An 11,713-nucleotide genomic window follows, 5' to 3' on the forward strand; every position below is an offset into this window, starting at 1 on the left:
TCCGACACCGTGTGTTCACGGATGTCTGACACAGACGAGACCGACGTACTGCGCGAACTCGCCTCGCTGCCGACGATCGCGAGCCCGCGCGTGTCCCCGGACGGCGAGACGGTCGCCCTCTACTACGACGTCACCGGTCGCAACGAGCTCCACCTCCTCGACGCCGCGGACGGTTCGCTGGAGCAGCTCAGCGACGGCGACGTGCCGCGCTCGGTCCGCGCCGGCTTCGAGTGGGACCCGAGCGGCGACCGCCTCTTCTACCACCGCGACGAGGACGGCGACGAGCAGCACGACGTGTGGGCGATGTCGCTCGACGGCGAGAGCGAGCCCGTCGTCGAGATGGACGGCCAGATCCGCCTCCACGACGTGAGCGAGGACGGCGAGACGCTCCTCCTCGGCTCCAGCCGCGGCGGCCAGATGAACCTCTACCGTCACGACCTCGCGAGCGACGAGACGACGAAGCTCACCGATTACGACCGCGCCGTCGCCGCCGGCGAGCTGTCGCCCGACGGCGACCGCATCGCGTACGCGACCAACGAGACGGACACCTACGAGAATATGGACGTCTACGTCGCGGACGCGGACGGCTCGAACCCGCGGAACCTCGACGTCGGCGACCTCGGCGCGGAGGCCGCCTCGATCGATTGGGGGCCCGACGGCGACCGCCTGCTCATCAACGACAACAGCGCCGACCTCGGACGGGCCGGGATCGTCGACCTCTCGGACGGCGTCGACGACGCGACGGTGACGTGGTTCGGCGACGGCGAGTTCGAGGAGGGCGCGAGCCACTTCCTCGCGGGCGGCGACCGCTTCGTCGCGAGCCGGACGCGCGGGGCCGTGACGGTGCCCGTCGTCTACGACGCCGACACCTGCGAGGGGCGGGAGCTCGACTTCCCGGCCGGCGTCGCCAGCGTGACCGAGGGCCGGCTGACCGACGACCGTCTGCTCGCGTACCGGACCACGTCGAGCCGGCGACCTGAGCTGGTCGCGTACGACCTCGGCGCGGACGAGACGGAGACGGTGTTCGACGCGGAGTACGGCCCGTTCGACCCCGACGACTTCGTCGAGCCGGAGACGGTCTCGTTCGCCTCCGACGGCGTCCCCGAGACGCCGGCGCGGGCGGTCGACCACGACCCCTACGAGGAGTTCGAGATCGAGGGGCTGCTGTTCGACTCCGGGCGTCGCCCGTCGCCGCTCGTCGTCAACCCGCACGGCGGCCCGCGACACCACGACATGCGACGGTTCAGCTACCGCGTCCAGTTCCTGCTCTCGCGTGGCTACTCCGTCCTTCAGGTGAACTACCGCGGCTCCACGGGGCGCGGGCGCGAGTTCGTCGAAGAGCTGTACGACGACTGGGGCGGCGCCGAGCAGGGCGACGTGGCGACGGGTGCCGAGCACGTCCTCGAGGAGTACGACTGGCTCGACGAGGACCGCGTCGCCGTGTACGGCGGCTCCTACGGCGGCTACTCCGCCAACTGGCAGATGGTCCAGTACCCGGACCTGTACGCCGCCGGGGTCGCGTGGGTCGGCGTGAGCGACCTCTTCGACATGTACGAGAACACCATGCCCCACTTCCGGACGGAGCTCATGGTGAAGAACCTCGGCGAGCCGGACGAGAACGAGGCGACCTACCGCGAGCGCAGCCCGGTGAACTACGTCGAGAACGTCGACGCGCCGCTGTTCATCGTCCACGGCGTCAACGACCCGCGGGTCCCCGTCTCGCAGGCCCGGATCCTTCGCGACGCGCTCGACGACGCCGGCTTCGAAGAGGGCGACGACTACGAGTACGAGGAACTCGGCGAGGAGGGTCACGGATCGGGCGACATCGACCAGAAGATCCGATCGCTGGAGCTGCTCGACGACTTCCTCGACCGCCGGATCGGCGCGGAGCGCACCGCCGTGGCCGCGCTGGACGACTGACGAGGCGACCGCGGGCGGGCGACGCCCGTCCGACGGGGGTTATTTAATCACCCCCGCCGTCGGGGGGAGACATGGCTCGATACCTCGTCGGCGGGGGCGGGTGACCGTGGCCGGCGTCGGCTTCTGGGTCCTCGTCGCGCTGGCGACGCTGACCAGTCTCGCCACCGCGTGGGCACTCGGCGCGAACAGCAACTCGCCGCCGTTCGCCCCGGCGATCGGCGCGAACGCCATCTCGACGATGCGGGCCGCCTTCCTCATCGGGATCCTCGCCGCGCTCGGCGCGCTCACGCAGGGCGGGGCGATCTCCGAGACGGTCGGCGCGGGGCTCATAAACGGCGTCCAGATCAGCTCGCTGGCGGCGACGGCGGGGCTGCTCACCGCGACCGGGTTCATGGCCTTCGGCGTCTACACCGGATACCCGGTCCCGGCGGCGTTCGCGACGACGGGAGCGATGGTCGGCGTCGGGCTCTCGCTCGGGGGCGATCCCGCCATCGACACCTACCGCCGCATCGGGCTGTTCTGGGCGCTCGTCCCGCCCGTCTCCGGCGGCCTCGCGTACGTCACCGCCAGCGTGCTCCGGCGCGACGACATCCCGGAGACGGTCGGCGTCCCGCTGCTCGCCGCCGTCGTCGGCGGGATCGTGGCCAACGTCCGACTGGGAGTCATCCCCTCGCCGCCCGACGCGGCCCAGAGCTCGGTCGCGGGGTTCGTCGCCCGGCAGGTCGGCGCGCCGACGGTCGCCGGGATCGACCCCGTGACGGTGCTCGTCACGCTGCTCGCGGCCGCGGCGTGGTTCGTCGCCGTCCGCCGGCGGACGCAGGCGTCGGTCGAGGGGGGAATTCGGTCGTTCCTCCTCGTCCTCGGGAGCGTCGTCGCCTTCTCCAGCGGCGGCAGTCAGGTCGGACTGGCGACCGGCCCGCTCGAGAACCTCTACGGGGTCGAACTCGGCTTACCCGGCATCGTGCTGCTCTCGCTCGGTGCCGCGGGCATCCTCATGGGCGCGTGGATGGGCGCGCCGAAGCTGCTCCAGGCCACCTCGCGCGAGTACGCGCAGCTGGGCGCGCGGCGGTCGATCGCCGCGCTGGTCCCCGGGTTCATCATCGCCCAGCTGGCGATCGGGCTCGGGATCCCGATCTCGTTCAACAACATCATTATCTCCGGCGTCATCGGCGGGGGACTCGCCGGCGGCTCCGCGGGCGTCTCGCGGCGGAAGATCGGCGTCACTCTCCTCTTTTGGGGGATCACGCTCGTGGCCTCGATCGCGATCGGCTACGGGCTCTACGCGGCCTTCGCCGCCGTCCTCGGCGGGTGAGCGCCCGAGATCAGCGCACGACCGTCACGGTCACGGGGGCCTCGCCGACCACGCTCGTCGCCACGGTGCCGAGCAGCCGCCGGGCGACGCGTCCCCGCTCGCCGCCGTGGCCGCCCATGACGACGTGGTCGACGTCGTGGTCGTCGACGTAGTCGAGAATGGTCTCCGCCGGGTCGCCCGTCCGAACCGCCGTCTCGACGGGCTGGTCGGTCTCGGCGCGCGCGGTCGCCCGTTCGACGACGCGGTCGGCCCGGTCGCGAGCGCTCTCGCGGCGGTCCTCGTCGGCTCCGAGGATCCCGCCCTCGCTCATCGGCGCGTCGAGCGGCGTCACCACGTTCAACACCGTCACCCGACAGTCGAAGCGTTCGAGCGCCTCGTCGAGCGCCTCGGCGGCCAGCGGTGACCCGTCGAGCGGGACGAGTACGTGAGACGTTGCCATACAAGTCCTTGCGTCCCCGTACACATATCGACGGTGGTCACGCGCGCGCCGGTCGCGGCGACCGGGCGGCGCGTCGGTCGCCTACTCTCCCGTCTCGATCGGCGCGCCGACGAGGTTGCCCCACTCGGTCCACGAGCCGTCGTAGTTGCGGACATCGTCGTAGCCGAGCAGCTCGTGGAGGAGGAACCACTCGATCGACGAGCGCTCGCCGACGCGACAGTAGGTGATCGTCGACTCGTCGCCGTCGACGCCGGCGTCGCCGTACAGCTCGCGGAGCTCGTCCGCGCTCTTGAACGTCCCGTCCTCGTTCAGCGTCGTGCCGATCGGCACGTTGCTCGCGCCGGGAATGTGGCCGCCGCGCTGGGCGGTCTCGTTGAGCCCCTCGGGCGCGATGACCTCGCCGGAGAACTCCTCCGGCGAGCGGACGTCGACCATCGGGATCCCCTCCTCGATCGCCTTGTCGATGTCGTCCTTGTACGCGCGGACGCTCTCGAAGGGGCCGCGGGCCGCGTACTCGCGGGGCGTGAAGTCGGGCTCCTCGGTGGAGAGCGGGTAGTCGTTCTCGACCCAGTACCCCTTCCCGCCGTCGACCACGCGGATGTCGTCGTGACCGTAGTACTTGTAGATCCAGTAGCCGAACAGCGCGAACCAGTTCGGCACGCGGCCGCCGCCGTACACGACGACGGTCGTGTCGGCGTCGATGCCGCCCTCGCCGTTCCGCTCCGCGAACGCCTCCTTCGAGACGATGTCGCGCTCCGTCTCGTCGGTGAACACCGCGTCCCACTCGAAGTTCAGCGCGCCGGGGATGTGGCCCTCCCCGTAGGGCGTGTACTCCGACTCGTCGGTGACGGTCGGGTTGTTGATCTCGACGAGTCGGTGGTCGGAGTCGTCGTCCTGAAAGGCGTCGAGGTGTTCTTCGACCCAGTCCGCCGTGACGAGTACGTCTTCAGACATCAGCCGTAATAGGGTCTAACGCCGTTTTGAACGTCCGATAATGGCGGTTCTTTCCGGGGCCTGTGACGGCCGGAAAACGAGAGGAACCGCCGAAAACGACCGCTTCGAGGCCGAACGAACGTTTGGCTGCTCTGACACCTACCGGATCACCGTCACGGGAACGTCGGCCTTGTCGACGACGCTCTTCGCGACGCTGCCGACGACCTGCTCGCGCTCCGCCGAGAGCCCGCGGTGGCCGACGTAGATGGCGTCGACGGCCTCCTCGGCGGCGTACTCGGTGAGCGCGTCGGCCGGCCGCCCCGTGAGCAGTTGGGTCTCCACGGTGATCGACTCGTCGCCGACGGCCTCCTCGGCGATGGTGCGGGCGTTCGACAGGACCCCCTGCCCGGCCTCGACGGCCGCGTCCTCGCCCGGGAGGATGATGGTGCCGTCGACCAGTTCGGAGTCCGGCGTCAGCACGTGGGCGATCTCCAGCGTCTCGTAGAACGCGACCGCCTGACGCGCCGCGTACCGGACCGCCTCGTCCCCCTCCGTCGATCCGTCGGTCGCAACGAGGTAGCTCATACGCGGAGATGGGTCCGAGAGACACATAATTCCTGTCGGGCGTTCCCGGCCCGCGACTCCGCGGCGAGTTACCGGCCGCCGGTGTCGGCTCCCGGCCGGACGCGGTCGCCCTCGGAGGCGTGGACCGCGTCGAGAACTTCCTGAACGCGCGTCGCCTCGCCGAAGGAGACGAGGTCGCCCCCGTCGCCGTCGACCGCGCCCGCGAACTCGGTCAGGAGCGCGCGCACGGTGTCGCCGCGCTCGTCGACGAGCGTCGCCTCGCCCTCGCGGCCGCGGTCGCGCACGAGCCGGTACCACTCCGTCAGCGACAGCGACGCCTCGTCGCCGACGACGGTGACGCTGTTCTCCTCCTCGCCCTCGTGGTCGCACAGCAGGTCGATCGTCCCGCGGACCCCGTCGGCCCGGAACGTCCCGACCACGTCGTCCTCGTAGCGCTCGGGGCCGGCGTAGCCGACGTCGGCGGAGACGGCCTCGATCGGCCCGAACAGCTCCTGAACGCCGAACAGGAAGTGCGTCCCCACCTCGCGCAGGGGGCCGCCCTGCTCGCGCGACTCCAGCCACGACACGTCCTGCCACTCGCGGGGCCACTCCGGGAACCGGAACCGGAGCTCCGCGCGGCGCGGGTCGCCGACCTCCCCCGAGTCGACCAGCTCCCGGAGCCGGAAGAACCCGGGCGTGTAGCGGAACGGTAGGTTCACGGCCGTGACGCGGTCGGTCTCCTCGGCGAGCGAGACGAGTTCGCGGCCCGTCTCGGCGTCGGCCGCGATGGGCTTCTCGCAGATCACGTGCCTGTCGGCCGCGAGCGCGTCGGCCACCACGTCGCGGTGCGCGAGCGGGGGGACGCCGACGTAGACGGCGTCGAGGCCGTCGGTGTCGACGAGCGCCTCGTGGTCGGTCGTCGTCGCGGTGCGGTCGGTGCCGTGGTCGGCCGCGAGCGACGCGGCGCGGTCCGCGTCGAGGTCGCAGGCGGCCGCCAGTTCGAACCGGTCGTGGTCCGCTATCGCGGCCGCGAGGCGGTTCCCGATCACGCCGCAGCCGACGATGCCGATCTGTATCACGGCCGAGGGAAGCGGTCGGACGCGCTTGTAGCTTCGGGAGGCGGAACGGCTCCGGGTCGCCTCCGACGGAGACGAGCCTCTCAGGCGTCGTCCAGCGGTCGCGCGACCAGCTCGCCCCACGACTCGAAGCCGTGGCGGTCGTAGAACGCTCGCGCGCGCTCGTTGGCGGCGTCGACGTCCAGTACTAGCCGATCGAGCGGGAGGTCCTGATCGCTCGCGAGCGCGAGCGCCGCGTCGATCAGGTCGTCTGCGACGCCGGTCCCGCGGTGGTCGGGCGCGACGTACAGCTCGTTCAGCACCGCCGCGTCCCAGATCATCGCCATCCGCGCCGGGAGGACGAAGACGTAGCCGACGACCGAGCCGGCGGTCGCCGGTCCCGCTCCGGTCTCGTCTCCGGCTTCATCTCCGTCTCCGTCTCCGCTCTCGTCCGCCGCGACGGTCACGCACCGGGGGTCGTCGGTGACGCAGCGGTCGACCCAGTCGAGCCACCGCTCGCGGTACGCCTCGGTGAGCTTGCCCTCGTAGGCGGCCGCCTTCCCGTCGCCGCCGGTGTTCGCCCCGAGCCCGCGCTCGAAGGCGACCTTCGCGGCGTAGAGGCCGTCGGCGTCGCGGTCGCGGTCGTACGGACGGAGGTCGACGCTCATTCGTCCGCCACCGCCGTTTCGGCGTCGCCGTCCTCCAGCACGAGCTCCGCGAGCGTCGGGACGAACGTCCCGATGTCGGTGACCATGCCGATCGCCTGCGCCGAGCCCCGGTCGAGTAGCTGGGTGACCGTGGCGGGGTTGATGTCGACGCAGACGGTCTTCGTCGTGGAGGGGAGGCAGTTCCCGACCGCGACGGAGTGGAGCAGCGTGGCGAGCATGATCACGATGTCGGCGTCGTGCGCCTGCTCGCGGATCGCGTCCTGCGCCTCGACCGCGTCGGTGATCGTGTCCGGGAGCGGCCCGTCGTCCCGGATCGACCCCGCGAGGACGGTGTCGACGCCGTGCTCGACGCACTCGTACATCACGCCCTCCGTGACGACCCCGTCCTCGACCGCGGCCTCGATCCCGCCGGCGCGGATGATCTCCGAGATGGTCCAGATGTGGTGTTTGTGTCCCTTCCGCGGGTGTTCGAGCGTCTCGACGTTCATGCCGAGCGAGGTGCCGTAGATGGAGCGCTCCAGGTCGTGCGTGGCGAAGCCGTTGCCCGCCGAGAGCGCGTCGACGTAGCCCCCCGCGACGAGGTCGGCGAGCGCGTCGCCCGCGCCGGAGTGGATCACCGCGGGCCCGGCGACGACCATCACGTTGCCGCCGTCCGCCTTCACCGCGCGCAGCTCCGCGGCCACCTCCCGGATCGTCGACTCGGAGGGGCGCTCGGCGGAGACGCCGCCCTGCATGAAGCCGAACGCGCCGCCTCCGCTCCGGGGACGCTCGGGCGGTTTCACGCGGATCCCGGACTGGTCGGTCGCGACGAGGTCGCCCTCCTCGATCGCGTTGAGCGTCTTGGTGTAGGCGCGCGGGGAGCCGCCCGGGTCCGAGGCGTCCGCTCGGTCCCCCTCGCCGGCGTCCGCTGCCGGCTCGGGTTCCACGACCAGCGCGCAGTCCATCTCGATCCGCTCGACGCCGATCCACTCGCCGTCGTACAACACCTCGGTCGGGTGGTTCGTGGTCGAGTAGAAGTTCGGCGGGACCACCTTGTCGGCGGGCGCGGCGACGAGCTCCACGTCGGAGGGGTCCTCGAGCACCGCGCCGTTCTGGTGGAGCTCGTGGAGGATCCCCCGCAGCGTCTCGGGGTCGTCCGCGGAGACGGTCAGCCGGCAGTACGACTCCTCGGTCTCGTGTTTCCCGACGTCGAACCGCTCGACGTCGAACGAGCCGCCGAGGTCCATCACCGCGCCGAAACAGCGCTGCATCGTCCCGCTGTCGATGATGTGGCCCTCGAGTTCGACGGTCCGCGAGTGGGTCATACGGAGGCGTCGCGCCCGCCGGGGAAACCCGTTTCCCTCGCTCCGTTAGCGCTCCCCGACAGCGGATGTATGCTAACTGTGTCGGAATCCTCACAGACCGAGAGGTACTGGTTGCTGAATACTGGGGTTGTAGCCAGCACGGGAACTGCGTTATCTTCTCTGTCTGAGTCCGGAACCAACCGATAGAACGTGCCTGCCGACCTGTCGCCAGTACCCCTGCCAACTGCCGTTGAGGGTTGCGGAGTCGATCCGGTAGAGTGTGCGTACATTCCGGTAGCCCCCTAATAGCAATACTGCCGTAACACGTATCGCACAATTGAACCATGAATCGACTCGAGTGCCCCATAGACGGATGTAGCGCGACCATTGAAGCCGAGACTGAAGAAGAGGTTATGTCGCAAGCCGAAGAACACGCGAACAGTTCACACCCCGAACTCGAAATGGACGACGAGACCGTCGAAACAATCAGGTCGAGTATTATCCAAGTCTAAGGATAAGAGCCGTACTGATCGATGTGTCGGTCACCTGTACCGACCGACCACTCTCTCCCGTAGGTCGGCCTCAGTTCGCAGCGCATTCGCGCGCCGTGCGTAGCAACAAACTCGCGAGCGTCTCCCTCGCGCCTGCGACTCACGCCGTTCGGCCGGTCGCAGGCACTCGCCCCCGCCCTCAGATCAGCCCGAGCGCGGTGAGGATCTGGTTGCCGAAGATCATCGCGACCAGCCCCGCCAGCATCACCAGCCCGGAGGAGACCGTGATCGTCCGCACCGCGGCGTGTCGGTCGCTGACCGGGACCCGACTGATCACCGCCTCGGCGGCCATCCGGAGGATGCGGCCGCCGTCGAGCGGGAACGCGGGCAGGCAGTTGAACAGCGCCAGCTGGATGTTGATCCACCCGGACCAGAAGAGGAGGTTCGCCAGCAGGAAGACCCCGCCGCCGAGCACCGCGAGCGGCCCTTCGACCACGAAGAAGTTGGTCACCTCACCGGTGAACCCCGCGAAGTTGAACGGGAGCCCGAACAGGCCGCTGAGCGGGAGGATGAGCGCGACGAAGACGAGCCCGAGCGGCGACTCGGTGATCCCGCCGAGCGGGACGCCGTCCGCCGCCCCCTGCCCGCCGTCGCCGCCGAGCAGTTCGAGGTACGCGCCGGCGGGGTACTCCGTGACCCCCACGTCGTCGAGCGCGAGCCCGCTCGTGCCGGGGAAGACGCTGACGCCGACGAACCCGCCGTCGCGGTTCGGGTGCGGGTCGAGTTCCACGTCGTAGGTGTCGCGTTCGCCGTCCGCGTCGTACACCGTGACGGGGACGGTCTCGCCCGCCTCGCGCTCGCCGAGGACGGCCGAGAGCGCGTCGTTGTCGACGACGCGCTCGCCGTCGACCGAGACGATCGTCAGCGGCTCGCCGAGCGCCGCGCCCGCGTCGTGGATCGGGCCGTCCTCTTGGACGCCGACGACGTACGCGCCGATCGGGACGTCTCGGACGGTGACGGCGGCCTCGTCTTCGGCGGTCTCGACGTCGGTGGCGGTCTCGGCACCGGGCGCGTCGCGGACCTGTTCGACGACGGTCTCGTTGCCCGTCACCGTCAGCGTCGCGCGCTCGTCGTCGCCGACCGCGGCGAAGAGGTCGGACTCGGTCGCGACCGGTTCGCCGTTCACGCTCGCGATCGTCACGGGCGCGCCCTCGATCGTCACGCCGAGGGGGTTCCCGCCGGCGGAGCCGACCACCTGTAGCTCGCGGTCGACCCGCACCGTCTCCCTGGCGTCGCCGTCGTCGAGGGTGAGCGCGACGGAGTCGCCGGCGTCGGCGACCGCGGACTCGAATTCGCCCGCGGTCTCGATCGGCGTGCCGGCGACCTCGACGACCCGGTCGCCCTGCGAGATGTCGGCGGCGGCCGCCGGGGAGCCGGGGTTCACCTCGCCGACCGCGTACCCGGCGGCGGGCGAGATGGCCCCGACGACGGGGCCGAAGAGGAGCGCGAAGACGACGATCGTCAGCACCGTGTTCGCGGTGACGCCGGCCGCGAACATCCGAGCGCGCGCCCCGCGGGACGCCTCCTGCGTCGCCTCCTCGTCCGGTTCGACGAACGCGCCGACCGGGAGGAACGCGAAGAAGACGAGCCCCATCGACTCGATGTCGATGTCCTCGACCCGGCAGAGGAGGCCGTGCGCGCCCTCGTGGATCACCATCGCGCCGGCGAGTCCGGCGACGATCTCGGGCGCGACGGACAGCGGGAGGAAGTCGTTGACGCCGGGGATGATGAGGAAGTTCTGCGGCTGTTGGATCGCGGAGGGCTGCGCGTTCGTGAACGCCGACGACGCGGACGAGAGGATGAGCGCGAACGACGCCACCATCGCCACCAAAGCCCCCCCGAGCCCGAGGTTGGCGACCGCGCGCCAGAACCGCTTCGGCGCCGCGAGCCGGCCGAGGAAGGCGCGCCCCCGGAGCGTCCGGAGGGTCAGTACCGGACCGGAGACCCCGACGCCGTCCGGGAGACTCCCCCGGTTCCGCAGCCACATCGCGACCGCGGAGTACGCGAGGACCCCCGTGAGCACCCAGAACAACGTGTTCATTACCACGGCGTTGGGCTCGCCCGCTCGTAAGGGGTTCGGTTCCGGGGACCTCGGCCGTCGACGCGGCGCGCGTCGGGACGGCTCTCGGCTCCGGTCGGCGAGGACCGATAGGCCCCCGCTCGTGTGGCGGGGACTGATAGGCCCCCGCTCGTCTGGTGCGACATGACCGACAGAGACCGAACCGGATCGACCGACTCGGAGGGCGGCGAGGCCGACGGCTCCGAGCGGTCGCTCGCGCCGCTCATGGGCGCGACGTACGTCGCCGCCGGGATCGCTCACTTCCTGGCCCCGAAGCGATTCGCGGCGGCGATCCCGCCGGCGTTCCCGCGCCCGGTCGGGCTCGTGTACCTCTCCGGGATCGCGGAGATCCTCCTCGGGATCGGCGTCGCGATACCGCGGACGCGACGCCGGTCCGCGTGGGGGATCGCCGCCCTCCTCGTGGCGGTGTTCCCGGCGAACGTCCACCTCGCCCGCGGCGACGTGCTGGACGACCTCGTGCCGGACCGACTCGTCGGCCCGGCGCGGCTCGCGGCGCTGATCCGGCTCCCGTTCCAGGGCGTCCTGATCGGGTGGGCGCTGCGGTACGCCCGGTCCGACGACGCGCCGGCGTCCGAGCCGGAGCCGTAGCCGCGGCGCGAGCGAGGCCCCGCCGCGAACTCAACACCCAAGTACCCCCCGGTACAAGCGTGGTCCATGATGGCGCTCATCGACTTCGTCTCGCGGCTGGTCGGCGACGTCGGCCGGTTCGTCGACATCTTCCTGAACGACCTCATCCTCGGGGCCGGCGACCCGCTGTCGGCGCTGCTCGTGCTCGTCGGACAGGTCCTGATCGTCGCGTCCGTCGGCGCGCTGGGCTACGCCGCCGTCGGCGCGCTGCTCACGGAGATCGGCGTGAACCTCCCCGCGCTCGGCGGCCGCGGCCGCTCGGAGTAACAGACGCCGTCGAT

The 11,713-nt window shown here is 70.8% G+C and carries 12 protein-coding genes; 5 read left to right on the plus strand and 7 right to left on the minus strand.

Annotated elements, in window-relative coordinates:
• Positions 1-21 precede the first annotated feature (21 nt).
• Together C464_RS03345 and C464_RS03350 are read left to right on the plus strand one after the other, a co-directional pair.
• Complete coding sequence (locus tag C464_RS03345) at positions 22-1,920, plus strand: S9 family peptidase (RefSeq protein ID WP_006112120.1); 1,899 nt, start codon at positions 22-24, stop codon at positions 1,918-1,920.
• 106 nt (positions 1,921-2,026) lie between these two features.
• Positions 2,027-3,232: an inorganic phosphate transporter gene (locus C464_RS03350; protein ID WP_049910815.1), complete on the plus strand. Its 1,206-nt coding sequence runs from the start codon at positions 2,027-2,029 to the stop codon at positions 3,230-3,232.
• Positions 3,233-3,242: 10 nt separating this feature from the next.
• Here the strand turns inward: C464_RS03350 and C464_RS03355 are convergent, their stop codons facing one another.
• The 6 genes from C464_RS03355 to C464_RS03380 form a co-directional block, all read right to left on the minus strand.
• Entirely contained in the window at positions 3,243-3,671 is a 429-nt protein-coding gene (locus tag C464_RS03355) for a universal stress protein (RefSeq protein WP_006112123.1), read from the minus strand.
• A gap of 81 nt (positions 3,672-3,752) precedes the next feature.
• On the minus strand, positions 3,753-4,625 hold the full coding sequence (locus tag C464_RS03360) for a sulfurtransferase (protein ID WP_006112124.1): 873 nt from the start codon (positions 4,623-4,625) through the stop codon (positions 3,753-3,755).
• 138 nt (positions 4,626-4,763) lie between these two features.
• Complete coding sequence (locus tag C464_RS03365; RefSeq protein WP_006112125.1) at positions 4,764-5,189, minus strand: universal stress protein; 426 nt, start codon at positions 5,187-5,189, stop codon at positions 4,764-4,766.
• A gap of 68 nt (positions 5,190-5,257) precedes the next feature.
• A complete protein-coding gene (locus C464_RS03370; RefSeq protein ID WP_006112126.1) occupies positions 5,258-6,247 on the minus strand; it encodes a Gfo/Idh/MocA family protein in 990 nt (329 codons plus the stop codon).
• An 80-nt stretch (positions 6,248-6,327) separates the two neighbouring features.
• Positions 6,328-6,891 (minus strand): GNAT family N-acetyltransferase, encoded by a 564-nt coding sequence (locus C464_RS03375; protein ID WP_006112128.1) that lies wholly within the window; start codon positions 6,889-6,891, stop codon positions 6,328-6,330.
• Positions 6,888-8,195: an ornithine cyclodeaminase gene (locus C464_RS03380; protein ID WP_006112129.1), complete on the minus strand. Its 1,308-nt coding sequence runs from the start codon at positions 8,193-8,195 to the stop codon at positions 6,888-6,890. Before C464_RS03380 ends, C464_RS03375 begins: the two co-directional genes overlap by 4 nt.
• Positions 8,196-8,518: 323 nt before the next feature.
• On the opposite strand from C464_RS03380, the gene C464_RS19830 reads away from it, so the two are divergent.
• Positions 8,519-8,686, plus strand: a complete 168-nt coding sequence (locus C464_RS19830; protein ID WP_006112131.1) for a DUF1059 domain-containing protein — start codon at positions 8,519-8,521, stop codon at positions 8,684-8,686.
• Between the two features lie 178 nt (positions 8,687-8,864).
• Here C464_RS19830 and C464_RS03385 read toward each other — a convergent pair whose 3' ends face one another.
• Entirely contained in the window at positions 8,865-10,766 is a 1,902-nt protein-coding gene (locus tag C464_RS03385) for a site-2 protease family protein (RefSeq protein WP_006112132.1), read from the minus strand.
• 162 nt (positions 10,767-10,928) lie between these two features.
• Between C464_RS03385 and C464_RS03390 the strand changes: the two genes are divergently transcribed.
• Positions 10,929-11,393 carry a DoxX family protein gene (locus C464_RS03390; protein ID WP_006112134.1) on the plus strand — a complete coding sequence of 155 codons (465 nt, stop codon included), beginning with the start codon at positions 10,929-10,931 and terminating at the stop codon, positions 11,391-11,393.
• 66 nt (positions 11,394-11,459) lie between these two features.
• A complete protein-coding gene (locus tag C464_RS03395; protein WP_049910809.1) occupies positions 11,460-11,699 on the plus strand; it encodes a hypothetical protein in 240 nt (79 codons plus the stop codon).
• The last annotated feature ends 14 nt before the right edge of the window (positions 11,700-11,713 follow it).

The organism is Halorubrum coriense DSM 10284 (genome assembly GCF_000337035.1).
In the GTDB taxonomy this organism is placed as follows: domain Archaea; phylum Halobacteriota; class Halobacteria; order Halobacteriales; family Haloferacaceae; genus Halorubrum; species Halorubrum coriense.